At 73.1% G+C, this 24,073-nt stretch carries 24 protein-coding genes and 2 tRNA genes; 18 read left to right on the top strand and 8 right to left on the bottom strand.

What is annotated here, in order from left to right; translation table 11 throughout:
- Window positions 1-72 precede the first annotated feature (72 nt).
- From OG309_RS07125 to OG309_RS07115, 3 genes are read left to right on the top strand one after another with little or no spacing between them, the layout of a single operon-like run.
- On the top strand, window positions 73-1,125 hold the full coding sequence (locus OG309_RS07125; protein ID WP_329419052.1) for a chorismate-binding protein: 1,053 nt from the start codon (window positions 73-75) through the stop codon (window positions 1,123-1,125).
- Window positions 1,122-1,952 carry an aminotransferase class IV gene (locus tag OG309_RS07120; protein WP_329419050.1) on the top strand — a complete coding sequence of 277 codons (831 nt, stop codon included), beginning with the start codon at window positions 1,122-1,124 and terminating at the stop codon, window positions 1,950-1,952. The genes OG309_RS07125 and OG309_RS07120 overlap by 4 nt, the downstream gene beginning before the upstream one ends.
- Before the next feature lie 55 nt (window positions 1,953-2,007).
- Window positions 2,008-2,847: a GNAT family N-acetyltransferase gene (locus tag OG309_RS07115; RefSeq protein ID WP_329419049.1), complete on the top strand. Its 840-nt coding sequence runs from the start codon at window positions 2,008-2,010 to the stop codon at window positions 2,845-2,847.
- Window positions 2,848-2,869: 22 nt separating this feature from the next.
- On the opposite strand, the gene OG309_RS07110 is transcribed toward OG309_RS07115, so the two are convergent.
- A complete protein-coding gene (locus OG309_RS07110) occupies window positions 2,870-3,382 on the bottom strand; it encodes a DsbA family protein (protein WP_329419047.1) in 513 nt (170 codons plus the stop codon).
- A gap of 135 nt (window positions 3,383-3,517) precedes the next feature.
- On the opposite strand from OG309_RS07110, the gene OG309_RS07105 reads away from it, so the two are divergent.
- Together OG309_RS07105 and OG309_RS07100 are read left to right on the top strand one after the other, a co-directional pair.
- A complete protein-coding gene (locus OG309_RS07105) occupies window positions 3,518-3,943 on the top strand; it encodes a hypothetical protein (protein ID WP_329419045.1) in 426 nt (141 codons plus the stop codon).
- Window positions 3,944-4,076: 133 nt separating this feature from the next.
- On the top strand, window positions 4,077-4,253 hold the full coding sequence (locus tag OG309_RS07100) for a hypothetical protein (protein WP_329419043.1): 177 nt from the start codon (window positions 4,077-4,079) through the stop codon (window positions 4,251-4,253).
- A 30-nt stretch (window positions 4,254-4,283) separates the two neighbouring features.
- On the opposite strand, the gene OG309_RS07095 is transcribed toward OG309_RS07100, so the two are convergent.
- Both OG309_RS07095 and OG309_RS07090 read right to left on the bottom strand, forming a co-directional pair.
- Window positions 4,284-4,841 carry a CGNR zinc finger domain-containing protein gene (locus OG309_RS07095; RefSeq protein ID WP_329419042.1) on the bottom strand — a complete coding sequence of 186 codons (558 nt, stop codon included), beginning with the start codon at window positions 4,839-4,841 and terminating at the stop codon, window positions 4,284-4,286.
- 190 nt (window positions 4,842-5,031) lie between these two features.
- A complete protein-coding gene (locus OG309_RS07090; protein WP_015032345.1) occupies window positions 5,032-5,445 on the bottom strand; it encodes an SsgA family sporulation/cell division regulator in 414 nt (137 codons plus the stop codon).
- A gap of 189 nt (window positions 5,446-5,634) precedes the next feature.
- Here OG309_RS07090 and OG309_RS07085 point away from each other — a divergent pair, with 189 nt between their 5' ends.
- Window positions 5,635-6,093 (top strand): TIGR02611 family protein, encoded by a 459-nt coding sequence (locus OG309_RS07085; RefSeq protein ID WP_329419040.1) that lies wholly within the window; start codon window positions 5,635-5,637, stop codon window positions 6,091-6,093.
- A 53-nt stretch (window positions 6,094-6,146) separates the two neighbouring features.
- Window positions 6,147-6,221: transfer RNA gene (locus OG309_RS07080), tRNA-Val, on the top strand.
- Window positions 6,222-6,298: 77 nt separating this feature from the next.
- Here OG309_RS07080 and OG309_RS07075 read toward each other — a convergent pair.
- Window positions 6,299-8,713: an SCO7613 C-terminal domain-containing membrane protein gene (locus tag OG309_RS07075; protein WP_329419038.1), complete on the bottom strand. Its 2,415-nt coding sequence runs from the start codon at window positions 8,711-8,713 to the stop codon at window positions 6,299-6,301.
- 82 nt (window positions 8,714-8,795) lie between these two features.
- Here OG309_RS07075 and OG309_RS07070 point away from each other — a divergent pair, with 82 nt between their 5' ends.
- Both OG309_RS07070 and OG309_RS07065 read left to right on the top strand, forming a co-directional pair.
- A complete protein-coding gene (locus OG309_RS07070) occupies window positions 8,796-9,242 on the top strand; it encodes an SRPBCC family protein (protein ID WP_329419037.1) in 447 nt (148 codons plus the stop codon).
- 39 nt (window positions 9,243-9,281) lie between these two features.
- Window positions 9,282-9,353 (top strand) — tRNA-Val (locus tag OG309_RS07065).
- 91 nt (window positions 9,354-9,444) lie between these two features.
- Here the strand turns inward: OG309_RS07065 and OG309_RS07060 are convergent.
- Window positions 9,445-10,173 carry a 3'-5' exonuclease gene (locus OG309_RS07060; RefSeq protein ID WP_329419036.1) on the bottom strand — a complete coding sequence of 243 codons (729 nt, stop codon included), beginning with the start codon at window positions 10,171-10,173 and terminating at the stop codon, window positions 9,445-9,447.
- 120 nt (window positions 10,174-10,293) lie between these two features.
- Between OG309_RS07060 and OG309_RS07055 the strand changes: the two genes are divergently transcribed.
- From OG309_RS07055 to thrS, 3 genes are all read left to right on the top strand, one after another.
- Window positions 10,294-10,866: a DUF4365 domain-containing protein gene (locus OG309_RS07055; protein WP_329419035.1), complete on the top strand. Its 573-nt coding sequence runs from the start codon at window positions 10,294-10,296 to the stop codon at window positions 10,864-10,866.
- Window positions 10,866-12,041 (top strand): hypothetical protein, encoded by a 1,176-nt coding sequence (locus tag OG309_RS07050; RefSeq protein ID WP_329419033.1) that lies wholly within the window; start codon window positions 10,866-10,868, stop codon window positions 12,039-12,041. The genes OG309_RS07055 and OG309_RS07050 overlap by 1 nt, the downstream gene beginning before the upstream one ends.
- Before the next feature lie 114 nt (window positions 12,042-12,155).
- Window positions 12,156-14,132, top strand: coding sequence for a threonine--tRNA ligase (gene thrS, locus OG309_RS07045; protein WP_329419031.1), 1,977 nt, complete (start codon window positions 12,156-12,158; stop codon window positions 14,130-14,132).
- Between the two features lie 16 nt (window positions 14,133-14,148).
- Here thrS and OG309_RS07040 read toward each other — a convergent pair whose 3' ends face one another.
- Complete coding sequence (locus OG309_RS07040; RefSeq protein ID WP_329419030.1) at window positions 14,149-14,835, bottom strand: potassium channel family protein; 687 nt, start codon at window positions 14,833-14,835, stop codon at window positions 14,149-14,151.
- A 65-nt stretch (window positions 14,836-14,900) separates the two neighbouring features.
- On the opposite strand from OG309_RS07040, the gene OG309_RS07035 reads away from it, so the two are divergent.
- The gene (locus OG309_RS07035; RefSeq protein WP_329419028.1) at window positions 14,901-15,464 is read left to right on the top strand and encodes an HIT family protein; all 564 of its coding nucleotides are present in this window, start codon (window positions 14,901-14,903) and stop codon (window positions 15,462-15,464) included.
- 49 nt (window positions 15,465-15,513) lie between these two features.
- Here the strand turns inward: OG309_RS07035 and OG309_RS07030 are convergent, their stop codons facing one another.
- Window positions 15,514-17,172, bottom strand: a complete 1,659-nt coding sequence (locus OG309_RS07030) for a hypothetical protein (RefSeq protein ID WP_329419026.1) — start codon at window positions 17,170-17,172, stop codon at window positions 15,514-15,516.
- Between the two features lie 187 nt (window positions 17,173-17,359).
- Complete coding sequence (locus OG309_RS07025) at window positions 17,360-19,573, bottom strand: elongation factor G-like protein EF-G2 (RefSeq protein WP_329419024.1); 2,214 nt, start codon at window positions 19,571-19,573, stop codon at window positions 17,360-17,362.
- Window positions 19,574-19,955: 382 nt separating this feature from the next.
- On the opposite strand from OG309_RS07025, the gene pgsA reads away from it, so the two are divergent.
- The 5 genes from pgsA (at window position 19,956) to OG309_RS07000 (ending at window position 24,022) form a co-directional block, all read left to right on the top strand.
- Entirely contained in the window at window positions 19,956-20,615 is a 660-nt protein-coding gene (pgsA, locus tag OG309_RS07020) for a phosphatidylinositol phosphate synthase (protein ID WP_329419022.1), read from the top strand.
- On the top strand, window positions 20,612-21,583 hold the full coding sequence (locus tag OG309_RS07015) for a phosphatidylinositol mannoside acyltransferase (protein ID WP_329419021.1): 972 nt from the start codon (window positions 20,612-20,614) through the stop codon (window positions 21,581-21,583). Before pgsA ends, OG309_RS07015 begins: the two co-directional genes overlap by 4 nt.
- On the top strand, window positions 21,580-22,737 hold the full coding sequence (locus OG309_RS07010) for a glycosyltransferase family 4 protein (RefSeq protein ID WP_329419019.1): 1,158 nt from the start codon (window positions 21,580-21,582) through the stop codon (window positions 22,735-22,737). Before OG309_RS07015 ends, OG309_RS07010 begins: the two co-directional genes overlap by 4 nt.
- A 104-nt stretch (window positions 22,738-22,841) precedes the next feature.
- The gene (locus OG309_RS07005) at window positions 22,842-23,468 is read left to right on the top strand and encodes an MBL fold metallo-hydrolase (RefSeq protein ID WP_329419018.1); all 627 of its coding nucleotides are present in this window, start codon (window positions 22,842-22,844) and stop codon (window positions 23,466-23,468) included.
- A gap of 11 nt (window positions 23,469-23,479) precedes the next feature.
- Window positions 23,480-24,022: a hypothetical protein gene (locus OG309_RS07000; RefSeq protein WP_329419017.1), complete on the top strand. Its 543-nt coding sequence runs from the start codon at window positions 23,480-23,482 to the stop codon at window positions 24,020-24,022.
- The last annotated feature ends 51 nt before the right edge of the window (window positions 24,023-24,073 follow it).

Here is a 24,073-nt window from a genome sequence, read left to right as displayed (position 1 = left end):
CGCACGCGCGCCCCCGCACGCGCCCCGCGCTCGCCCCGCCGGGCCGTTCCCCGCCCGCCTAGACTCGCAAGCGTGCACCCCCTCGCTCCCATGGCCCGCTTCGGCGGCCTCCTCGCCACCGATCTGCGGGACGTCACCCGTGACCCCGCCGCTCTGGACTCCACCGGTTTCTGGGCCGTCTGCGCGGACTTCGAGGGCCGTCTCACCTGTGCCCGCTTCGGCGACGTACGACCGGACCCGGTCCCCGCGCCCGTCCCGGGCGCCTGGCGGGGGCCCGCGGCCGGCGACTGGACGTCGTCCCTCGACCGCGCCGCGTACACGGCGGGCGTGCGCCGCGTGCGCGAGCACATCGCGCGCGGGGAGGTGTACCAGGCGAACCTCTGCCGGGTGATGTCCGCGCCGCTGCCCGATCCGGCGCTGGCCGACGTGGACGCGCTCACCGCGCTCCTCGCCCGCGGTAACCCGGCGCCCTACGCGGGGACGATCCGGCTGCCCGCGCACGGGGTGGAGATCGCCACCGCGTCCCCCGAGCTCTTCCTGCGCCGTGAGGGCGCCCTGGTGACCTCCGGGCCGATCAAGGGCACCGGCCGCACCGCGGACGACCTGCTCCCGAAGGACTACGCGGAGAACGTGATGATCGTCGACCTGGTCCGCAACGACCTGGGACGGGTCTGCGAGACCGGCAGCGTCACCGTGCCCGACCTGTGCGCGGTCGAGGAGCACCCCGGCCTCGTCCACCTGGTCTCCACCGTCAGCGGACTGCTGCGCGAGGACGAGGGTTGGCCCGGGCTCCTGGCGGCCGCCTTCCCGCCCGGGTCCGTCACGGGCGCGCCCAAGTCGAGCGCGCTGCGGATCATCGAGGCGCTGGAGACCGTGCCGCGCGGCCCCTACTGCGGCGGCATCGGCTGGGTCGACGCGGACGCGGGCACCGCCGAGCTCGCCGTCGGCATACGCACCTTCTGGGTCGACCGGGCCGAGGGCGTGCTCCGTTTCGGCACCGGCGCCGGCATCACCTGGGGATCGGACCCCGAGGGCGAGTGGGCGGAGACCGAGCTGAAGGCCTCGCGCCTGGTCGCGATAGCGTCGGGCGCGTACGAGGCGAGCGGAAAGGCCATATCTCGATGAAACTCTGGGTCAACGGCGCACTGCACGATGCCGAGACCGCGCAGGTGTCCGTCCTGGACCACGGTCTGACCGTGGGCGACGGCATCTTCGAGACGATCAAGGCCGAGCGCGGTGAAACGTTTGCTCTCACCCTCCACCTGGAGCGGCTCACCCGCTCCGCGCGCGGCCTCGGGCTGCCCGACCCGGACCTCGACGAGGTTCGCCGGGCCTGCGCCGCCGTCCTGGAGGCGAACCCGATGGAGCTCGGCCGGCTCCGCATCACGTACACCGGCGGCCTCTCGCCGCTGGGCTCCGAGCGCGGCGACGCGGGCGCCAGCCTCGTCGTGGCCCTCGGCGGGACGGGCCGACGCCCGGACTCCACCGCGGTGATCACCGTCCCGTGGACCCGCAACGAGCGCGGTGCGCTCACGGGCCTGAAGACCACCTCGTACGCGGAGAACGTCGTGGCGCTGGCCAGGGCGCGCGAGCAGGGGGCCTCGGAGGCGCTCTTCGGCAACACCGTCGGGCAGCTCTGCGAAGGCACCGGGTCCAATGTCTTCGTGGTGATCGACGGACAGGTCCACACCCCGCCGGTCTCGTCCGGCTGCCTCGCGGGCATCACGCGCGCCCTGGCCGTGGAGTGGACCGGGGCCGTGGAGACCGACCTCCCGCTGGAGGTGCTGCGGAGCGCCGACGAGATCTTCCTGACCTCGACCCTGCGTGACGTCCAGGCCGTGCACCGGGTCGACGACCGGGAGCTCGCCGGGGCGCCGGGGCCGGTCACCGCGAAGGCCATGCGGGTCTTCGACGAGCGGGCCGCGCAGGACAGGGATCCGCGACTCGGCTAGGGCCTGCGCGCAAAACAGGATGACGCGCGGCCGTCCGGTGGGTACAACTCCCGTGATGACCACCACCCTGCGGCCGTCCGAGCCGCTCCAGCAGTCCGCCGACGGCGGCCGTTCGCGCACCTACGAGATCTGCGTGAACAGCCGCCGGGTCGGCTCCGTCCACCTGACCACCGACGCCGCCTTCGGCGGGGCGGTGGGCGTGATCGAGGATCTCGTGGTCGACGAGCCGGACCGGGGCAGGGGCCGGGGCACGGTGGCCGCGCTCGCCTCGGAGGAGGTGCTGCGCGGCTGGGGCTGCGGCGAGGTGCGGATCTCGGTGCCCACGGAGTCGGCGCCCGGGCTGCGGATGGCGGAGGCGCTCGGGTACGCCGAACGCAGCCGCAACATGGTCAAGGAGCTCGCCGCGGGGCCGCCGGAGCTGCCCGAGGGCTTCGGGTTCCGGCCGGTCACCGAGGAGGAGTTCGCACAGTGGTCGGCGCGGTCGCTGGACGCCTTCGCGCAGAGCTGGATCGACCGGGGGATGCCGGAGGAGCTGGCCCGGGCCAAGGCCGAGGACAGCCGTCGCAGATTCCTTCCGCAGGGCCTCGCGACCCCGGGCATCTCGGTGGTCGTCGCCCTGCGGGACGCGGAGGTCGTGGGCTACCTCTGGACCGGCGGGCTCGAACTCGAGCCGGGGGAGCGCAGCGGGTTCGTCTTCGAGGTCGAGGTCGCCGAGGAGCAGCGCGGCAAGGGGTACGGCCGCGGTCTGATGCTGCTGGCCGAGCGCCTGTCGCTGGCGGCCGGGGAGAGCCTGCTCGGACTGCACGTCTTCGCGGGCAACACCCCGGCGATCCGGCTCTACGAGTCGCTGGGCTACCGCACGACCCACCTCAACAGCGCCAAGACGCTGCGGTAGGCCGACGGGGAGGCGGCGGGGCTCAGCCCTCCAGGAGGCGGTCGGCGATCTGCTCGATGCGCGCGCGCAGCCCGTCCTGGCTCTGGCCGCCGTCGAGCCGCTCGCCGTCGATCACATAGGTCGGGGTGCCGGTGACCTTGATCGCCTTGCCCTCGGCCTCGTCCGCGTCGACCGTCAGCAGGTGCCGGCCGTCGATCAGGGCGGTGTCGAACTCCTCGGCGTCCAGGCCCAGTTCGCCCGCCACGTCCAGGAGGACGGCCTCGCCGCGCTCGCCGAGCTCCTCGGTCCTGGCGAGCAGCGCCTCGGCGTACTCCCAGCCCCTGCCCTGGTCGGCCGCCTCCTCGGCGGCCTGGGCGGCGGCGTACGCGTGCTTGTGCTTGGCCAGCGGGAAGTGCCGCAGCTGTACGTCGATGCGCTCGCCGTACTTCTCGCGCAGCGCGCGCACGTCGTCGAGGGCCTGGAAGCAGTCGGGGCACTGCAGGTCGAACCAGGCCTCCAGGACGACGGGGGAGGCGGGGGTGGTGGACTCACTCATGGGAAGAGTCTCCCATCCGGTCCTCCCTGGGGGACGACCCGGAGATCTCCCTGATCCGGACGCCGGACCATGGCCGACAGGGGCGGGGACGGTGCAGGATGGAAGGGACGTATCACCCGGGACCTGGAGGATCGCATGCTCGCCGAGACCATCTGCTCCGCGGTGTCCGTGGCGGGCCTGGGCATCGCCGCGGTCACGGCGTACCGCAAGCGGTTCCTGTCGGCGGCCCGGATCGCCGCCTACGCGCTGGTGCCGCTGGGACTGGTGATGACCGGTGCCGTGGCGTGGCTCGCGGACACCGCCTTCAGTCCGACCGCCTGGGCCGGCTTCGGCGTGCTCGGCGCGGCCTGGCTGCTCTTCTCGACCACGCGGGCCGTCGAGCGGCGCCGGTCCGGCCGCGCGGAGACCGGCCGGGGCGAGGCCCGGGAGGCGGTGGCGCCCCAGGGGTCCGCGCCCTCGCTCGGTGCGGGACAGCGCGGGGCCACCCCCAGGCCGCAGGGCAAGACGGCCGACGAGGACTTCAGCGACATCGAGGCGATTCTGAAGAAGCACGGAATTTGACCGGGATCCGACGGTGATCTGACCGCTTCTGGCGGTTCCTTTTCCCGGTGTCCACGGAATGGGGTGAACACGCCCTGCCGTGGGGTGTGTTGCGCGATCTTCGTGGGCGGCCGTGCGCCATCATCCCCCCGAGATGCTGGATACCTCGCGGGACCCCGCCCCTGCCCCCACGCCCACGCCCACGGCGAGCGCCCCGGAGGAGCCGCGCGGCTGCCTGTTCGCGCTCTCCCAGCCGCCGCTGATGATCTTCCTCGCGGTGATCGGCGCCCTGCTCCTGATGGCCGCCGTCCACGATCTGTTCCTGCTGTGAGACCGGCGGCGCCGCCGGACCCCGGTGGGCTCAGCCCGCGGCTTCCTTGCGGCGGGCCCGGTAGGCGGCGACGTGGAGGCGGTTTCCGCAGGTCTTGCTGGAGCAGTAGCGGCGGGAGCGGTTGCGGGAGAGGTCCACGAAGGCGCGGCCGCAGTCCGGCGCCTCGCAGCGGCGCAGCCGCTCCTGCTCGCCCGCCACGACGATGAACGCGAGCGCCATGCCGCAGTCGGCGGCCAGGTGGTCGGAGACCGAGGCGCCCGGCGCGAAGTAGTGCACGTGCCAGTCGTAGCCGTCGTGGTCGGTGAGCTGCGGGGTCGTGCCCGCGGAGGCGACCAGCTGGTTGATCAGGGTGGCCGCGATCCGGGCGTCCGGGGCGGAGAAGACGGCGGTGAACCGGTCGCGCACGTCGAGCACGGCCCGCAGGTCCCCGGCTCCGAGCTCGCCCACGTCGCTGATCTTGTGGGCGCGCACGAAGGACTTCAGCGCCGGGAGGTCGTCGAGTTCGTCGTCGCGATCGCCCTGGGGGGCGGTGTTCATCAGATCGACGACGGTGTCGAGGGCGATCCGGGTGTCGTGGGGGATGAGCACGCTTCGCTCCCTGGCCGGCTGCGGGCGGGCGCCCGCGAATTGCGCTGACTCTAGCGCGACCCGGAAACGGGCATCGGCGCCCCGCACCGCGCCGGCTGCGCGGTGGGGAGCGCCGATGTCCTCCGTATGTGACTGCCCGCGCGGCGCCGTCTCCCCGAGTCGGACGGCGCCGTGCGGCTCTCGGCCTGGCTCAGCTGTCGGCCAGGATGTGGGAGAGCTCCGTGTCGAGGTCGAAGTGCCGGTGCTCGGTGCCCGGTGGCACGGCCGCGTCGGTCCGCTTGAGGAACGACTCCAGGGCCCTCGCAGGGGCCTCGAGCAGGGCTTCGCCCTCGGGAGAGCTCAGCGCGATGCAGACGACGCCCTGGCCATGGCTACGGGACGGCCAGACCCGGACGTCGCCCGTGCCGGTGGGCCGGTGCAGCCCCTCGGCGAGAAGGTCGCGGGCGAAGACCCACTCGACCGTCTCCTCGGCTCCGGTGTGGAAGGTGGCGTGCACGGCATACGGATCGGCCGTGTCATACCGCAGGCCCGCGGGTACAGGCAGTGAGGACTCGCTCGACACAACGAGGCGCAGGTGCAGCTCGCAGCTGACCGTGGTGTTCATAAGCGCCAGGGCCTTTCGCTCAGTGTGCGCTCGGGGATTCGCACGTCGGCGAAATCGACATGCCACCTACGGTGGCGTTGTAAACCCCTCTGTCTGTTTTGTGATCGTTCAGGTAGCTCGTATGGGCGTATGTAACTTTGGGTAATACATCCATTCCGGCAAGGTCGACCCGTCCGGTAGGTTGGGGCCATGCATGCGGAGAGTGACGAGCGCACGGGGGAGTCCGCGGTGAGCGGCGAGCACGGCCCGGAGAAGTCCGGGTCCGGCGGCGAGGAAGCGCCGCTGGGGTCCCGGGCCCCCGAGTTCATCAAGGCCCGCCGGACCCTGCACCTGAGCTGGCAGGTCGGCGTCTTCGTCGTCGGCCTCGCCGTCGTCGGCGCCGGCATCGTGATGCTGCCCCTGCCCGGCCCCGGCTGGCTGGTGATCTTCGGCGGCATGGCGATCTGGGCGACCGAGTTCGTCTGGGCCCAGCTGGTGCTCCGCTGGACCAAGCGCAAGGTCACCGAGGCGGCCCAGCGGGCCCTCGACCCGAAGGTCCGGCGCCGGAACATCATCCTCACCACGGTCGGTCTGGTGATCATCGCCGCGCTCTGCGCCGTCTACCTCTGGAAGTTCGGCTTCGTCATGCCGTGGAAGATCGACGAGTGACCCGCGCATGGTCGAGGAGCCCCGCTGACATGGGGTAATGTTTGCGGTGCGCCGGGCGATTAGCTCAGTGGGAGAGCACTTCGTTCACACCGAAGGGGTCACTGGTTCGAACCCAGTATCGCCCACCACCCGGCCCGAAGGCCCGGAGACGACACCGTCTCCGGGCCTTCGGCGTTCCCCCGCGCTCCCCGCGCGCGGGGATCGCTCAGCGCATCCGCCCCAGCCGCTCCCGCAGCCGGCGCGCGTCGCGCAGCCGCTGCTCGTACGTCGCCCCCACCGCCAGGAGCAGCAGACCGGCCAGGGCCGGCGGCAGCCAGCGCGGCAGCGCGCCCACCACCTGCACGACGTACGGCGCGAGCTCGTGCAGCCCGTCCAGGGCCAGCACCGTGCCGCCCAGCACCAGCAGCGCCTGCAGCCGGAACCGGGCACCCAGCAGCGTCACCACGAGTGCCCCGACCCCCAGCAGCAGCGGGCGCGCCCACTCCGGGTCCGTCCAGGCCGCCAGGAGGCTCGGCAGCAGCGTCACGGCGAGACCCGGCCCGTACGCCGTCCACGACGAGGCCTCCGGGTCCCGCCGGCGCCGCAGCACGCCCACGGCCAGGGCCGGCACGGTCACCGGCAGCGTGTACGCCTCCGGCGTCGTCACCTCCCACACCGCGAGCCGCACCCAGGTGGCCAGCAGGAACAGCGCGGCGGCGACCCACGAGGCGACCGGGCGGCGCTCCGGCCGCACCGCCGTCGCCGCCGCGAGCACCCCGCCGAGGGCCAGCGCGAGCGCGAGCAGCGCCGGCCGTCCCACGGTGAGCCCGAGCGCGCACAGCGCCACCGCGGCGCCCGCGCCCTCCACGGCCACCGCCACCGGGCGGCGCCGCAGCCACGCGCCGACCCCGGCGGTCCCGGCCGGCACGGCGAGGAGGGCCAGCCCGGTCACCGCCGGACCGGCGTGCGCTGCCACGGCCCCGGCACCGACCAGGCCGGCCGCCGCGAGCACCGCCCCGCAGGCCGCGACGAGGCGCCGCGCACCGGTCCCCGCCGCCGCGACCCCCACGCACAGCGCGAGAACCACCCCGAGCGCCGCGAACGTCGCCGCCCGCACGTCGAGACCCAGCGCCACCGCCCCCAGCGCGGAGGCGAGCCCACCGGCGTACGCGAGCCACGCCACCACCTCGGCGGGCTCGGCGCTCGGCTCCGGCGCGGGCCCCGCCCCGGGCGCGCCGAGCGGCTCCGGCTCCGGCAGCCCGCGCGTCAGGAGCGCGGGCCGCACGGCCACGCCCAGGGCCGCCCCGGCCGTCAGGAGCTGCAGCGCGAGCGTCGCCGCGTAGGGGAGCCCCAGGGACACCGGCAGCGCGGTGAGCAGCGCCCAGGCCAGAACGAGGGTGCCGCAGCGGGCCCACGGGCGGGGGACCGTCGCCAGGGCGGCGGCCGCGAGCAGCAGGACCAGTGGCGCCGTCGCCGGGTAGCCCTCCAGGAGCGGCTCCGCGTGCTCGCCCGACCACGGCGCTCCCGCGCGGGCCAGCGGCCCCAGCAGCCCCGCCGCCACCGGCGGCAGCGCCCACACCAGCGCCAGCCCGAGCACGCCGCCACCGGCGAAGCCCAGACCACGCCGCACCGCACCCGCCGCCGACGGCGCCGTCGCGCGCACGACGGTGGCGACGTCCCGGCCCCACAGGGCCACGCCCGCCAGGACCACCGCGCACACCGCGTACCCGGGCACCGTCCAGACCTCGGGGAGCACCGGGCGCAGCAGCCCGCCGGCCGACGCGATCAGCGCCAGCCCGGCCAGGGTCGCCGCCGGCAGCGCCGCCGGGGCGGTGCGCACCGCCCCGTACAGCAGGACCGCGGCGCAGGCCAGCAGCAGCGGGGTCGCGCGCAGCGGCGTCCCGGCCGACAGGGCGAGACCGGTGAGCAGGGCCCAGCCGCCGAGCACGCCCGCCGTGACGAGAGCGGTGATCCGGACCGGGGCCGGCCTGGTCCGCCGGGCGACCGCGAGGTCGAGGACGGCCGTGGCCAGCGCCGCCCACGCGAACGACAGCACCCCGCCCCCGGCGGCCAGCACTCCCAGAGGCAGCGGGAGTTGGGCCGCGACCGCGGCCGCGGGCAGCGGGAGCCGCAGCCGGGTGAGGGCGGCGCCGTACCCGGCCCAGCCGGCGGCCAGGACACCGGCCGCCGACGCCGTGTACGCCAGGGCGCCCGTGTCCGCCAGCGCCACCCGGTGCAGGGCGTACGCGTCGAGGAGTGTGAGGACCAGGCCCAGCGCCGCCACCGACTCCGCCGTGGACCGCAGCCCCTTGCGCAGCAGCGCCACCGGTGCCAGGAGCGCCGCCGAGGTCACCGCGCCGAGGACGGCCGCCCGGCCGCCGATGCCCATCGAACCCCAGCTCACCAGGGTGAAGGCGACCGCCGCGACGGCCAGCAGCCCGCCGCCGAGGCTGAGCAGCACGTTCTGCGCGCTGCGCGGCGTGGCCTCGGGCCGCACCGGCGCGGGAGCCGCCACCGGCGCGTGCAGCACCCGCAGAAGCCAGTCCCGGCGGGCCAGCAACTGGGCCCGGTGGGCGTCGAGTCGGGCCAGTTCGCGGTCGACGAGCACCAGCTCTTCCGCGGGAGGCAGGGAGGATTCCATACGCGGAGTGTGGCGCCGGACACGGTGGGAGGGGATGGGTGCGGCTACTCAGATCCGCGCCTGAGTAGCCCACACTGAGGGCATGGACTGGTGCCGCTACCGCTTCCGCAGCGTCTGGCGCCTCGCCGCCCCGCCCGACGCCGTCTACGCCGTGCTCGAACGCGCCGAGGAGTACCCCCGCTGGTGGCCCCAGGTCCGCGAGGTGGTCCCGATCGACGAGCGCACCGGCACCGCACGCTTCCGGTCCCTCCTCCCGTACGACCTCGTCGTCACCGCCGAGGCCCGGCGCCGCGACCCCGGCGCGCGGGTCCTGGAGGTCGCGCTGAGCGGGGACCTGGACGGCTGGGCCCGCTGGACGCTCGCCCCGGAGGGCGTCGGCACCCGTGCCGTCTACGAGCAGGAGGTCGAGGTCCGCAGCCCGCTCATGCGCGCGCTCGCCGTGCCCGGGCGGCCCGTGTTCCGCGCCAACCACGCCCTGATGATGCGCTCCGGGCGGCGCGGACTCGCGGCCCTGCTGCGGGCGGTTTGAACGAGACCCCGAAAGCCCTGTATGGTTCAACCCGTTCCCGGGCGATTAGCTCAGCGGGAGAGCACTTCGTTCACACCGAAGGGGTCACTGGTTCGATCCCAGTATCGCCCACCGGGAGAGGCCGGTCCGTCAGACGACGGACCGGCCTCAGCCGTTTCCGGCACCCCCGCGCCGTCGGCCGGAAGCCGTCCGGGCGCCGTACCTACGCCGCCGTCCGCAGCTCCGGACGCAGCGGCCACGCCGGGTCCACCGCCTCCGGAGTGCCCTGCCGGGCGAACCAGGCCTGCAGGCCGCGCGCCTGCGCCGCGTGCCACACCGCCTGCAGCGTGTGCAGTTCCGGCGGCGACAGGCGCTCCAGGCGCGAGGCGAAACGCCGCCCCACCGATCGCACGACCTCGAGCGCGGCCGAGGCGTCCGCCGCCGCGTCGTGGGCGCCGTCCAGCACCACGCCGTACTGCTCGCACAGGTCCGTCAGGGTCCGGCGGCCCTTGCGGTACCGGTCCAGGTGCTTGTCCAGCACCCGCGGGTCGAGCACGCACAGCGGGACGCCGTCCAGGTAGGTGCCGAGCGAGGAGGCGCGGTGGCGGCGCAGCTCGCGGTCCAGGATCGTCAGGTCGAAGGGCGCGTTCATCACCACCAGGGGCCGCCCCGCCGCGCTCTGTTCGGCTATCGCCCGGGCCAGCTCCTCCACCACCGGCGAGGGCCAGCGCCCGTTGCGCTGGAGGTGATCGTCCGTCAGCCCGTGCACGGCGGTGGCTCCCGCCGGCACCGGGACGCCGGGGTTCACCAGCCAGCGCGTCACCCGCGGGCGCATGCCCGCGGCGTCCTGGACGACGAGGGCGGCGGACACGATCCGGTCCTCCTCGACGTCGACTCCCGTGGTCTCCGTGTCGAATGCGGCCAGGGGCCCATCGAACCAGTGCGTCGTCATCCCCGAACTCCTCGCACGTGCGCGGCAGATGGCCATCCCCCTGCCCGAAACGGTGATACCCGGGCTGTTTGCACCGTACGCAAACCGGTCACAACAGAGCTGACGGGGAAGGGAATTGACATGGCGATCGCCCAGCCCGAATGGGGAGGGCCGCCGCCCCAGCGGGCGGCACCGCTGCGCGGCTCGCTCGCCACCACCGCCTGCATGGAGACCCTCCAGGTGGGGTACCTCCACGCGGTCGCGGCGGCGGCGGGCTGCTCGCTGTCGCAGCCGTTCCCGGACAACGGCATCGACTGGCACGTGAGCCACAGTGCCCCCGGGCACACGGTCGACGACGAGGTGACCATCAAGGTGCAGCTGAAGTGCACCTACCAACTGCCGCCGCGCACCCCCGGCGCCGCACCCGCGTTCTCGTTCACCCTGGACAACGAGCACCTGGTGAAGCTGGCCCGGACGCCCGTGGCCGTGCACAAGATCCTGGTCGTGATGCTCGTGCCGCGGGACCGGGAGGACTGGCTGCGGGCCGACCACGACCGGCTCGACCTGCGGCACTGCTGCTACTGGATCAACCTGGCCGGCCACCCGGTCACGGGACGGCGCAGGACCACCGTGCGCGTCTCGACGGCGCGGATCTTCGACGACCGGGCGCTCTGCGAGATCATGGCCCGGGTCGGCGTGGGAGGGAGACCCTGATGCGGCCGATCGACGAACCCGACCCCGGCGGGGTCGACCCGCGCGTGCTCGGCGCGCTGCTCGCCCGGCACGGCTGGCGGCGGCACGGCGGCGCCGCCGGCCGCTACAGCCGCTGGGCCCCGCCCGGCCCCGAGCCGGGCGGCCGCGGCACCAGCCTCCTGGTGCCGGACAGCCGGGCCTTCCCCGACTGCGAGGACCTGATCGGCGAGGCCCTGACCGCGCTCGCCCGCAGCGGCACGCCCTCGGCCCGCGAGGTGCTGACCGGACTCGCCGTCCCCAGCGACGAGATCCGCTGGTGGCGCGACGTGCCGCCGGGCCCGTCCGGAGGCGTGCCCTGGCCGGTGCAGGAGCAGTTGCGGTCCGCCGCCCGCGGCATGCTGCTGGCCGGCGCCCTCGCCGTGCGCGGCCGCGCCGGCTACCACGGGGCCCGGCACCGCAGGCAGGCCCAGGCCTCCCTGGAGAGCGTCGTCGTCGACGGTGCGCCGGGCGGCGGGCTCACCGCCTTCCTGCCCGTCGACCCGGGCCGGGCCGTCTCCGTACGCCTCTACCACGCGCTCTACGCGGCCCGTGAGGCCGTCGACTACCAGCGGGCGACCGGCGGCATGGAGGCCTTCGACACCGCCGTCGAGGCCGGGGTGAGCCGGGAGCTGACCGAGGCCCTGGTCGCGCTGGTGCGCGGCACCGAGGGCGCCGGCGTCGCCCTGGAGTGGTCCCCGGCGGCCGGCACCCCCATGGGCTGCGCCGCCCGCCCCGAGCCCGTCGAGTTCTCGCCCGGCGACCTGCCCGCGCTCCGCGAGGCGACCGCCCGCTATCTGGCCGACGAGCCCTCCGTGCCGGTGCGGATCACCGGCAGCGTCGTCCGGATGCGCCGCTCGGGCCCGCGGGGCGAGGGCACCGTACGGCTGCGCGTGCTGGCCGGGGCGGACGTGCGGCACGTCCGGGTGACCCTCGACGAGGACGCGTACCGGACGGCCGGGCACGCCCATCTGGTCGGGCTGCCGATCCGGGTCGTGGGCAGGCTGGAGAGCAGGGGCGGCTTCCGGCGGCTCACCGAGGCGAGCGGGGTCGCGCCGGTGCAGGTGGACGAGGCGGTCCGGGACCGTCTGATGAAGTCGATGCAGGAGACGATCGAGAACGCGGACTTCTTCGAGGAGGCGTGCGGCGAAAATGACTGAGGGGCGGGACGCGGACCCCCGGTAGGATCAAGGCCTGCGCGGCACCTCGTCTCTGCCGCGCACCGCCGGCGCCGGCACTTCGTGTCTGCCAGCGCCCCTATGTATGGAGCATCTGTGTCTGAAGTCCGTGTGACCGTCCAGTCCGCCTCGGGATCAGAGGAGAGGACGGTGAGCGCGGGCACCACGGCCGGCGCCCTGTTCGCCGACGACCGTACCGTGATCGCCGCCCGTGTCGCGGGCGAGCTGAAGGACCTGGCGTACGTACTCGCCGAGGGCGACGTCGTCGAGGGGGTGGAGATCTCCTCGCCGGACGGTCTCGACATCCTCCGCCACTCCACCGCGCACGTCATGGCCCAGGCCGTGCAGGAGCTGTTCCCCGAGGCCAAGCTGGGCATCGGCCCGCCGGTCCGGGACGGCTTCTACTACGACTTCGACGTCGAGAAGCCCTTCACTCCCGAGGACCTCAAGGTCATCGAGAAGAAGATGCAGGAGATCCAGAAGCGCGGCCAGCGCTTCTCCCGCCGTGTCGTCACGGACGAGGAGGCCCGCGAGGAGCTCGCGGACGAGCCGTACAAGCTGGAGCTCATCGGCATCAAGGGCTCGGCCTCGACCGACGACGGCGCGAACGTCGAGGTCGGCGGCGGCGAGCTGTCGATCTACGACAACCTGGACGCCAAGACCGGCGACCTGTGCTGGAAGGACCTCTGCCGCGGTCCGCACCTGCCCACCACCCGGAACATCCCGGCGTTCAAGCTGATGCGCAACGCCGCCGCCTACTGGCGCGGCAGCGAGAAGAACCCGATGCTCCAGCGCATCTACGGCACCGCGTGGCCGTCGAAGGAGGAGCTGAAGGCCCACCTCGAGTTCCTCGCCGAGGCCGAGAAGCGCGACCACCGCAAGCTGGGCAACGAGCTGGACCTGTTCTCCATCCCGGACGAGATCGGCTCGGGCCTCGCCGTCTTCCACCCCAAGGGCGGCATCATCCGCCGGGTCATGGAGGACTACTCGCGCAAGCGGCACGAGGAGGAGGGCTACGAGTTCGTCTACTCGCCGCACGCCACCAAGGGCAAGCTGTTCGAGAAGTCCGGTCACCTCGACTGGTACGCCGAGGGCATGTACCCCCCCATGCAGCTCGACGAGGGCGTGGACTACTACCTCAAGCCCATGAACTGCCCGATGCACAACCTGATCTTCGACGCGCGCGGGCGCTCCTACCGTGAGCTGCCGCTGCGCCTGTTCGAGTTCGGCACCGTGTACCGGTACGAGAAGTCCGGCGTCGTGCACGGTCTGACCCGTGCCCGGGGCTTCACCCAGGACGACGCGCACATCTACTGCACCCGCGAGCAGATGGCGGACGAGCTCGACAAGACGCTCACCTTCGTCCTGAACCTGCTGCGCGACTACGGTCTGACCGACTTCTACCTGGAGCTGTCCACCAAGGACCCGGAGAAGTACGTCGGGTCGGACGAGGTCTGGGAGGAGGCCACCTCGGTCCTCCAGCAGGTCGCCGAGAAGCAGGGCCTGCCGCTGACCCCCGACCCGGGCGGCGCCGCGTTCTACGGCCCGAAGATCTCGGTGCAGGCGCGGGACGCCATCGGCCGTACCTGGCAGATGTCGACCGTGCAGCTCGACTTCAACCTGCCGGAGCGGTTCGACCTGGAGTACACCTCCCCGGACGGCACCAAGCAGCGCCCGGTCATGATCCACCGCGCGCTGTTCGGCTCGATCGAGCGGTTCTTCGCGGTGCTCCTGGAGCACTACGCGGGTGCCTTCCCGGCCTGGCTCGCCCCGGTCCAGGCGACCGGCATCCCGATCGGCGACGCGCACATCCCGTACCTGCAGGAGTTCGCCGCCAAGGCGAAGAAGCAGGGCCTGCGGGTGGAGGTCGACGCCTCCGCGGACCGGATGCAGAAGAAGATCCGCAACGCGCAGAAGCAGAAGGTCCCGTTCATGATCATCGCCGGCGACGAGGACATGGCCAACGGTGCCGTCTCCTTCCGCTACCGCGACGGTTCGCAGGAGAACGGCATCCCGGTCGACGAGGCCATCGCCAAGATCGCCAAGGCCGTCGAGGACCGCGTCCAGGTCTGACGGCCCGCAGGAACGGTCAGGAGGCCCCCGGGGAGTTCCCCGGGGGCCCCTTCTCGTCCTCGCGGGTGAACGCCTGGATCAGCCAGGACGAGAAGGAACCCGTCACCGCGCCGAGCAGGGCCAGGCCGACCCCCATCATCCCGACCGCCGTCAGGCGCCCCATCGGGGTCACCGGGGTCACGTCCCCGTAGCCCACCGTCGCCAGCGTCGCGCACGCCCACCACACCGAGTCGCCGAACGTGCGGATCGTCGCGCCGGGGGCGTCGTACTCGAACTGGTAGACGGTCAGCGCCCCCGCGAAGCCGAGGAGCCCCGCCGTCATCCCCCCGTACGCCATGACCCGGGCGTACAGGGTCAGCCGGGGCTTGTCGCGGCGGCGCTGGACCCGGTCGTAGACGCTCACGACCCGCAGCGGGCGCAGCAGCGGCAGGATGAGCACCACGGTGTCGAGGAGATGGTGGCGCACGAAGCGCAGCACGCCCGTGCCGCTCAGCCTGATCCGTACGACGTAGTCCACGAGGAAGACGGCCCAGGCGGCGAACGTCAGGGCGAGGCAGAGGTCCTTCACGGGGTCCGGCAGGTGGTGCCCCAGGATCCGTACCGCGTAGGCGGCGAGGAAGACCAGGGCCGTCACCGTCAGCGGGGTCTCCATCTCGCTGTCCCAGCGCTCCTGCGCGGGCGGGACCGGCGGCCTGTCTCTCATCGGTTCAGCATGGTCCCTGCACGGATCTTCCGCCCCGGCGACACGATCCGAACGGGCGAAGCAATATGCTGCACAGCATGACGACTGAGCCGGAGCAGCAGATCGGAGTGGGGACGCAGGACGCGTTCCAGCGCCTGTGGACGCCTCACCGGATGGCCTACATCCAGGGCGAGAACAAGCCCACCGGGCCGGGCGCCGACGACGGGTGTCCCTTCTGCGTGATCCCCTCCAAGTCGGACGAGGACGGCCTGGTGATCGCCCGGGGCCGGAGCGTGTACGCGGTCCTCAACCTCTACCCGTACAACGGCGGCCACCTGATGGTCGTGCCGTACCGGCACGTCGCCGACTACACCGACCTCGACACCGCCGAGACCGCGGAGCTCGGCGAGTTCACCAAGCGGGCCATGGTCGCGCTGCGGGCCGCCTCCGGCGCGCACGGCTTCAACATCGGCATGAACCAGGGCACGGTCGCCGGGGCCGGGATCGCCGCCCATCTGCACCAGCACGTCGTGCCCCGCTGGGGCGGGGACACCAACTTCATGCCGGTGGTCGGCCACACCAAGGTGCTGCCGCAGCTCCTCGCCGACACCCGGAAGATGCTGGCCGACGCCTGGCCGGCCGGCATCTGAGCCGGCCGGTCCCCGGGACCCGGATCCGACGCGTGGGGCCGCCCCGGCCCTACGCGTCGTAGATGTCGGCCTTCTTCGGGCCCGGGTCCTGGATGCCGCCGCTGAGGACCAGCGAGCGGTTGGTGAAGCGCTCCGTGTCCACGCCGTGGTCGTCGAGGACCTTGATGGTCGCGGCGTGCACCGCCCGCAGGACGGGGGTCGCGGCGCGGATGGCGTCGTCGGCCATGAAGCGGTTCTTCCAGGGCGGGCTCGCCCAGGGGTGGCGCAGGCCGAAGGGCTCCGGCAGGACCAGCTTGCCGCCGAGGAAGTCCAGGACCGGCGGGAACCAGGTCAGCGGTGCGCGGACGGCCTGACGCACCACGTCGTCGGTGTCGGTCAGCGGCAGCTTGATCTCACGGGTCTCCCAGAACCTGACGGTCTTGGAGACCTCCTTGGTCTTCGCCTTCGGCTTGCTGGTGAACAGCGAGTGGACCGGGCCGAGCGCGTGGCCGGTGACCTCGACGCGCAGCGTGTGGTGCAGCGAGGTGACCGTCACCATCATGGTGAGGACCAGCTGCCCGTCCCAGAGCGTGAACTGGACGCCCAGATAGTGCCGGTTCCCACTGCCGAACTGCTGGTCGTTGCAGATGCGCTGTATCTCGTGCGGCTTCACCTGGAAGGCGACGATGTTCTCGCCCTCCGGCCGGCCCACCTCGTCGGCGCCCTCGCCGACCGGCGAGACGATCCAGTGCTTCACCGTCGGCTTGGGGAAGCCGGTCTTCAGCGAACCGCGCTCCAGCAGCGTCAGCTGGGTGTGGATCTCGCGGACCACGTCCCAGGCGCGGAAGTCGTGGATCTCCTTGCCGTTCTGCGGGATCAGCTCCTCGGCGAGGGTCCAGCTGCCCCAGCGGGTGCCCATGCCCAGTATCCCCTTGGGGCCCGCGTAGAAGATGACGTTGGACTGCTGCTCGGCGGAGAGCTTCTCCAGGTTCTGCCGCAGCTCCTCCGCGGTCTTCTCGCCCGGGTCCTGCGGCACGGCCTCGGGGATCTTGGCGCCGATGCCGCCGCCGCTGAGCAGGGCGGTCCAGCGCTCGCGCAGGTCCTGGGCGGTGCTCTCGCAGATCCGGCGGGCGAGGTACCAGCCGGCCACCGGGGCCACCACCATGGCGCGCAGGTAGTTGGGCAGCACGCCGTCGAACGGCAGCTTCAGCAGCACGAGGAAGGCGAAGATGCCCGCCGCGACGAGCAGGGCGGTGCCGAGGGCGCTGGTCCGCTTGTTGTCGGAGCCGGCGGCGATCCTGCGCAGCTGGATCACGCCCAGCCACAGCAGCAGCCCCGGCAGGAACAGCAGACCGAAGACGAGCGTCACCAGCGTCAGCTTCACGTCGCGCTGCTTGCGGATGCGGGTGGCGGCCAGGCAGTGCTCGACGACGGGCTGCGGCTCGGCGCCGAACGACTGGATCAGCGGCTTGCGGGCGCCGCCCAGCATCCGCACCTGCACCGCGCGGGAGAAGGCCTCGCCGAGGTCGGGCCGGAACAGCTTGTGCCACTTGCCTTCCTTGACCGTGGACTTGTGCCACTCGCTGTTGGCGTCCAGGATCGCCCCGACCGGGCTGTCGCGGTACGCGGCGGAGGCGAGGGCGTGGGTCGCCGCCGTCTGCGCGTCCGAGCCCTGCAGGGGAATCTGCGCCCCGATGCCGAAACTGCCGATCGTCACTGCCGCCCCCATCACCACGGTCCCTGTGCGGGCTGTTCCCAACTGCCGCGCCCCGCACACCTTCTGAGCTGGGCACCACAGCGTAACCGGGCGACGACGGATGCGTCACGGGACCGGACGAAGGCGTCCGAATGCCGCCCGCCGAAAGGGAGTTGGCCGGGCGGCATCCGGAGCCCACGGATCGACGGTCCGTCAGCCGTTACCCCTTTTCCTCCTGTTCGCGCAGCTTGTCCGCCAGATGCGGAGGCATCGCCTCGTGCCGCGCGTACGCACGGTGGAAGCTGCCCGTGCCGTGCGAGACCGACCGCAGGTCGACCGCGTACCGCCCGATCTCGATCTCCGGCACCTCCGCCCGCACCAGCGTCCGCCCCGGCCCCGCCTGCTCGGTGCCGACCACCCGGCCCCGCCGACCCGACAGATCGCTCATCACCGGACCCACGTAACCGTCCGGGACCAGCACCGACACCTCCGCCACCGGCTCCAGGAGACGGATCGGCACCTCGGCCGCCGCCTCCCGCAGAGCCAGGGCGCCCGCCGTCTGGAAGGCCGCGTCGGAGGAGTCCACCGAGTGCGCCTTGCCGTCCCGCAGGGTGACCCGGATGTCGACCAGCGGATGGCCGGCCACGATCCCGCGGGCCGCCTGCGCCCGGATGCCCTTCTCCACGGACGGGATGAACTGGCGCGGCACCGCGCCGCCGACCACCTTGTCCACGAACTCGATGCCGCTGCCCGCGGGCAATGGCTCCACGTCGATCTCGCAGATCGCGTACTGGCCGTGGCCGCCCGACTGCTTCACATGCCGGCCGCGTCCGGCGGCCGCACCGCCGAAGGTCTCCCGCAGCGACACCTTGTGCGGGACGGTGTCGACCTGCACGCCGAAGCGGCCGCGCAGCCGCTCCAGGGCCACGTCCGCGTGCGCCTCGCCCAGGCACCACAGGACGACCTGATGCGTGTCCTGGTTCTGTTCGAGCCGCATCGTCGGGTCCTCGGCCACCAGCCGCGCCAGCCCCTGCGACAGACGGTCCTCGTCGGCCTTGCTGTGCGCCTCGATCGCCAGCGGGAGCAGCGGCTCGGGCATCGCCCACGGCTCCATCAGGAGCGGGGCGTCCTTCGCGGACAGCGTGTCGCCCGTCTCCGCGCGGGCCAGCTTGCCCACACACGCCAGGTCGCCCGCGACGCACTGCGCCATGGCCCGCTGCTGCTTGCCGAACGGCGAGGTCAGCGCCCCCACCCGCTCGTCGGCGTCATGCCGGTCCCGCTCCTCGTGGTCCCCGTCGTCGAGCCCGTGCCCCGACACGTGCACGGTCGCGTCCGGGCGCAGGGTGCCCGAGAAGACCCGGACCAGCGACATCCGGCCCACGTACGGGTCCGAGGAGGTCTTCACGACCTCCGCGACCAGCGGCCCGTCCGGATCGCAGGTCAGGGCCGGCCCCGGCACGCCCTCCGGGCTCGTGACCACCGGGGCCGCGCGCTCCAGCGGCGTGGGGAAGCCGCCGGTGATCAGCTCCAGGAGCTCCACCGTGCCGAGCCCCTGCTTGCCGCCGTCCGCCGCGGGGGCGGCGGCGAGCACCGGGTGGAAGGTGCCGCGTGCGACCGCCTTCTCCAGGTCGTCGACGAGCGTCTCGAGGTCGATCTCCTCGCCGCCGAGATAGCGGTCCATCAGGGTCTCGTCCTCGCTCTCGGCGATGATCCCCTCGATCAGCCGTCCGCGCGCCTGGGCGATCAGCTGCCGCTGCGCCTCGTCGGGCGGGTCCTCCCGCCGTACCCCCGACGTGTAGTCGAAGATGCGCTCCGTGAGCAGCCCCACGAGACCGGTGGCCGGAGCGTGCCCGTCGGCGCCCTCCTCGCCGCGCACGGGCAGGTACAGGGGGAGTACGGCGTCGGGGTCGTCGCCGCCGAACAGTCCGGCGCAGACCTCGGTGAGCCGGGCGAAGTCGGTGCGCGCCGTGTCGAGATGGGTCACCACGATCGCCCGCGGCATGCCGACGGCGGCGCACTCCTCCCACACCGCGTGCGTGGAGCCCATGACCGCGTCGGCCTCCTGTGCCGCCGAGACGACGAAGAGGGCCGCGTCCGCCGCGCGCAGACCGGCCCTCAGCTCACCGACGAAGTCGGCGTATCCGGGGGTGTCCAGAAGGTTGATCTTGCACCCGCCCCATTCGAGCGGGACGAGGGAGAGCTGTACGGAGCGCTGCTGGCGGTGCTCGATCTCGTCGTAGTCCGAGACCGTCCCGCCGTCCTCGACGCGCCCGGCCCGGTTGACCGCCCCCGCGGTCTGGGCCAGGGCCTCGACGAGGGTCGTCTTGCCCGATCCGCTGTGGCCGACCAGCACCACGTTCCGCACGGCCGAGGGCCGGTCGGCCGTTGGCGCCCTGCCGGCGGCCCCGGAGTGTGCGTTCGCCTTGTCGCCCATGATGTCTTCCTCCCGACTGCTCGTACGGTGAGGTGGGGGGGCGCGGGCGCGGGGGAGTGGTGCGGCGTGTCGCTGCCGCGTGCGGCTCCGACGGTGCCCGCGGTCGTCCTTCGAGCTTTGCACCGACGTCACGGTGCGTCCATACGTCGTACCCGCGGCGGCCGGGACCGGGGGCTCGGGCGGGCGGGGTGCGGAGCAGATTCGCTCCGGATCCGCTCGGGATCCGCTTCGGATCCGCTCGGGATCCGCTCCGGATCCGCCCCGGATGCGACGGCGCGGGCGCGGTGGGCGGGTGCCGACGCTCCCGCGGGGGCGCGCGTGGCTACGATGGGTGAGCCGGTGGTCGTAGGGGCCGCGCGGCCCACCGAACCTCGGGAAGGCCATGCTGAACAAGTACGCGCGTGCCTTTTTTACGCGTGTCCTCACACCGTTCGCCGCGTTTCTGCTCCGCCGGGGCGTCAGCCCCGACGCCGTGACGCTCATCGGCACCGCCGGGGTGGTGGCCGGCGCGCTGGTCTTCTTCCCCCGCGGGGAGTTCTTCTGGGGCACGATCGTCATCACGTTGTTCGTCTTCTCGGACCTCGTCGACGGCAACATGGCCCGGCAGGCGGGCATCTCCAGCCCCTGGGGAGCCTTCCTCGACTCCACCCTCGACCGGGTGGCCGACGGCGCGATCTTCGGCGGCTTCGCGCTCTACTACGCGGGCAAGGGCGACGACAACGTCCTGTGCGCCGTCGCGATCTTCTGCCTCGCCAGCGGCCAGGTCGTCTCGTACACCAAGGCGCGTGGCGAGTCGATCGGCCTGCCGGTCGCCGTCAACGGCCTCGTCGAACGCGCCGAACGCCTGGTGATCTCGCTGGTCGCGGCCGGCCTCGCCGGACTGCACGACTTCGGCGTGCCCGGCATCCAGATCCTGCTGCCGATCGCCCTGTGGATCGTGGCCGTCGGCTCGGCGGTCACCCTGGGACAGCGCGTCGTGACGGTACGCCGGGAGTCCGCCGAGGCGGAAGCCGCCGCGCGGGGCAGCGAGGCGACGGGATGAGCGGGAACGACGCCAAGGGCGCCAAGGGCGCGAAGAGCGCGACCGGTGAGAAGGCCGGGCTCAAGGACACCGTCACCGACGGTCTCTACGGGCTCGGCTGGGCCACCGTGAAGAAGCTGCCCGAGCCGGTCGCCAAGGCCCTCGGCCGCCGCATCGCCGACACCGCCTGGAAGCGGCGCGGCAAGAGCGTCCTGCGCCTGGAGTCCAACCTCGCGCGCGTCGTCCCCGACGCCACCCCGGAACGCCTCCGGGAGCTCTCCAAGGCCGGCATGCGCTCGTACATGCGCTACTGGATGGAGTCCTTCCGGCTGCCCACCTGGAGCAAGGAGCGCGCCGCCGGCAGCTTCGACCCCAAGGACGTCCACTACCTCAAGGACGCCCTCGCCTCCGACCGGGGCGTCGTCCTCGCCCTGCCCCACATGGGCAACTGGGACCTCGCCGGCGTGTGGGTCACCCGTGCCCTCGGCGTGCCCTTCACCACCGTCGCCGAACGGCTCAAGCCCGAGTCGCTCTACGACCGGTTCGTCGCCTACCGCGAGTCCCTCGGCATGGAGGTGCTGCCCCACACCGGCGGCTCCGCCTTCGGGACCCTCGCGCGACGGCTGCGGGCCGGCGGGCTCGTCTGCCTCGTCGCCGACCGCGACCTGTCCTCGTCGGGCGTCGAGGTCTCCTTCTTCGGCGAGCCGACCCGCATGCCCGCCGGGCCCGCGATCCTCGCCCAGCAGACCGGGGCGCTGCTGCTGCCCGTGACGCTCTGGTACGACGACACGGACGTCATGCGCGGACAGGTCCACGCGCCCCTCGAAGTGCCGGAGTCAGGCACCCGGGCCGAGAAGACGTCCTCCATGACACAGGCCCTCGCCGACATCTTCGCCGGGGGCATCGCGGACCACCCGGAGGACTGGCACATGCTGCAGCGGCTGTGGCTCGCTGACCTGGAAGAACGACCGGAGGGCCGGACCGCGTGAGGATCGGCATCGTCTGCCCGTACTCCTGGGACGTGCCGGGCGGCGTCCAGTTCCACATCCGCGACCTCGCCGAGCACCTCATCCGGCTCGGCCACGAGGTCTCCGTCCTCGCCCCCGCCGACGACGAGACCCCGCTGCCGCCGTACGTCGTCTCCGCCGGCCGCGCGGTGCCCGTGCCGTACAACGGCTCCGTCGCCCGGCTCAACTTCGGCTTCCTCTCCGCGGCGCGGGTGCGGCGCTGGCTGCACGACGGCACCTTCGACGTCGTGCACATCCACGAGCCCACCTCGCCCTCGCTCGGGCTCCTCACCTGCTGGGCCGCCCAAGGGCCCATCGTGGCCACCTTCCACACCTCCAACCCGCGCTCCCGCGCGATGATCGCCGCGTACCCGATCCTCCAGCCGGCCCTGGAGAAGATCAGCGCCCGCATCGCCGTCAGCGAGTACGCCCGGCGGACCCTCGTCGAGCACCTCGGCGGCGACGCCGTCGTCATTCCCAACGGCGTCGACGTGGACTTCTTCGCCCGCGCGGAGCCCAAGAAGGAGTGGCAGGGCGGCACCCTCGGGTTCATCGGGCGCATCGACGAGCCCCGCAAGGGCCTGCCCGTCCTCATGCGGGCCCTGCCCAAGATCCTCGCCGAACTGCCCGACACGCGGCTCCTCGTCGCCGGGCGCGGCGACGAGGAGGAGGCCGTGGCCTCGCTGCCGCGCGAGATGCGGTCCCGGGTCGAGTTCCTCGGCATGGTCAGCGACGAGGACAAGGCGCGACTGCTGCGCAGCGTCGACGTGTACGTCGCGCCCAACACCGGGGGCGAGAGCTTCGGCATCATCCTCGTCGAGGCGCTCTCCGCCGGCGCGCCCGTCCTCGCCGCCGACCTCGACGCCTTCGCCCAGGTCCTCGACCAGGGCGCGGCCGGCCAGCTCTTCGCCAACGAGGACGCCGACGACCTCGCCCACCAGGCCATCCGCCTCCTCGGCGACGAGGCCCGCCGCGACGAACTCCGCGTGCGCGGCTCCGCGCACGTGCGGCGGTTCGACTGGTCGACGGTGGGGGCGGACATCCTGGCCGTCTACGAGACGGTGACGGACGGGGCCGCGTCGGTGGCCACGGACGAGCGGGCCGGCGGGGGGTTGCGGGCCCGGCTGGGCCTGTAGCGCCCACGACCACCCCGCGCGGACCACCGGCGACCGGCGACTCCGCGGGGGTGGGGGTCGCCTCCCGCCGTCGGCCCTCCCCGGCCCTGTGGCAGCCTGGGGTGATGATCTCTGTGGAGACGGTCGATCTCGGGTATCTCGTCAGGCCCGCGGAGGAGTGGGGCGGCAGCCACGATCGGGCCGAGCCCGTGCTCGGCTATCTCGTGCGGCATGCCGGGGGCACGCTGTTGTTCGACACCGGGCTCGGTGAAGGGTCGCCCGAGACCGACGCCCACTACCGGCCCGTGCGCAGGGCGTTGGACGTCGGGCACGTGGACCTCGTGGTCAACTGCCACCTGCATTTCGACCACATCGGCGGCAACCAGGCCCTCGGGCGCCCCGTGCTCGTGCAGAAGAAGGAGCTCGCCGTCGCCCGGGCCGGCGGGTACACGATCGACTCGCTGCTGGACGGCGTGCGGTACGCGGAGGTCGACGGGGAGTACGAGGTCGCCGAGGGGGTCCGGGTCGTGCCGACGCCCGGGCACACGGAGGGGCATCAGTCGCTCGTCCTCGACCACGGGGACCGGGTGACCGTGCTCGCCGGTCAGGCGTACGACTTCGCGGGCGAGTTCGGGCGGCCGCACCGGCCGTGGCTGGAGCGGCTCGGAGAGCTCGGCGGCGGGCGCCCGGCGCGTGTCCTGTTCGCCCATGACCACGACCTTTGGGAAGGTGTGCTGCCCCCGCCCCGGTAGCCTGTGCGCCCGTGACCGAAACCCTGATCTGGACCGTCGCCGCGCTCATCCTCATCGGCGTCTACCTCAGCTGGACCGCCGGCCGGCTCGACCGGCTGCACACCCGCATCGACGCGGCACGGGCCGCGCTCGACGCGCAGTTGCTCCGGCGGGCCTCGGTCGCTCAGGAGCTCGCCACCTCGGGCGTGCTCGATCCCGCCGCCTCGATCGTGCTCTACGAGGCGGCGCACGCGGCACGCCAGGCCGAGGAGGACCACCGGGAGGTCGCGGAGAGCGAGCTCAGCCAGGCGCTGCGGGCCGTGTTCGGGGAGTCGGAGCAGGTCGAGCTGGTGCGCGAGGCGCCCGGTGGCGAGGAGGCCGCGGGGGAGCTGGCCGCCGCCGTGCGCCGGGTGCCGATGGCGCGTCGCTTCCACAACGACGCCGTACGGGCCGCGCGGGCCCTGCGCCGTCATCGCAAGGTGCGCTGGTTCCGGCTGGCCGGTCACGCCCCGTTCCCGCTCGCCTTCGAAATGGATGACGAGCCGCCCGTGGCCCTTGCAGATCGCCCCGCCTGACCCGGTGTGGCCTTCGTTACCTGCGAAAACGATCCACCGGGTGGGTATTGG

It is taken from the genome of Streptomyces sp. NBC_01268, assembly GCF_036240795.1.
GTDB lineage: Bacteria > Actinomycetota > Actinomycetes > Streptomycetales > Streptomycetaceae > Streptomyces.
Note: the sequence above shows the minus strand (reverse complement) of the source record. Positions and strands in the feature narration are given on the sequence as shown.

Coding starts and splice junctions, on each gene's coding strand:
- OG309_RS07120 (WP_329419050.1), top strand. CDS start 1,122: ATGAAACTCTGGGTCAACGGCGCACTGCACGATGCCGAGACCGCGCAG.
- OG309_RS07115 (WP_329419049.1), top strand. CDS start 2,008: ATGACCACCACCCTGCGGCCGTCCGAGCCGCTCCAGCAGTCCGCCGAC.
- OG309_RS07110 (WP_329419047.1), bottom strand. CDS start 3,382: ATGAGTGAGTCCACCACCCCCGCCTCCCCCGTCGTCCTGGAGGCCTGG.
- OG309_RS07105 (WP_329419045.1), top strand. CDS start 3,518: ATGCTCGCCGAGACCATCTGCTCCGCGGTGTCCGTGGCGGGCCTGGGC.
- OG309_RS07100 (WP_329419043.1), top strand. CDS start 4,077: ATGCTGGATACCTCGCGGGACCCCGCCCCTGCCCCCACGCCCACGCCC.
- OG309_RS07090 (WP_015032345.1), bottom strand. CDS start 5,445: ATGAACACCACGGTCAGCTGCGAGCTGCACCTGCGCCTCGTTGTGTCG.
- OG309_RS07085 (WP_329419040.1), top strand. CDS start 5,635: ATGCATGCGGAGAGTGACGAGCGCACGGGGGAGTCCGCGGTGAGCGGC.
- OG309_RS07075 (WP_329419038.1), bottom strand. CDS start 8,713: ATGGAATCCTCCCTGCCTCCCGCGGAAGAGCTGGTGCTCGTCGACCGC.
- OG309_RS07070 (WP_329419037.1), top strand. CDS start 8,796: ATGGACTGGTGCCGCTACCGCTTCCGCAGCGTCTGGCGCCTCGCCGCC.
- OG309_RS07060 (WP_329419036.1), bottom strand. CDS start 10,173: ATGACGACGCACTGGTTCGATGGGCCCCTGGCCGCATTCGACACGGAG.
- OG309_RS07055 (WP_329419035.1), top strand. CDS start 10,294: ATGGCGATCGCCCAGCCCGAATGGGGAGGGCCGCCGCCCCAGCGGGCG.
- OG309_RS07050 (WP_329419033.1), top strand. CDS start 10,866: ATGCGGCCGATCGACGAACCCGACCCCGGCGGGGTCGACCCGCGCGTG.
- OG309_RS07040 (WP_329419030.1), bottom strand. CDS start 14,835: ATGAGAGACAGGCCGCCGGTCCCGCCCGCGCAGGAGCGCTGGGACAGC.
- OG309_RS07035 (WP_329419028.1), top strand. CDS start 14,901: ATGCTGCACAGCATGACGACTGAGCCGGAGCAGCAGATCGGAGTGGGG.
- OG309_RS07030 (WP_329419026.1), bottom strand. CDS start 17,172: ATGGGGGCGGCAGTGACGATCGGCAGTTTCGGCATCGGGGCGCAGATT.
- OG309_RS07025 (WP_329419024.1), bottom strand. CDS start 19,573: ATGGGCGACAAGGCGAACGCACACTCCGGGGCCGCCGGCAGGGCGCCA.
- pgsA (WP_329419022.1), top strand. CDS start 19,956: ATGCTGAACAAGTACGCGCGTGCCTTTTTTACGCGTGTCCTCACACCG.
- OG309_RS07015 (WP_329419021.1), top strand. CDS start 20,612: ATGAGCGGGAACGACGCCAAGGGCGCCAAGGGCGCGAAGAGCGCGACC.
- OG309_RS07005 (WP_329419018.1), top strand. CDS start 22,842: ATGATCTCTGTGGAGACGGTCGATCTCGGGTATCTCGTCAGGCCCGCG.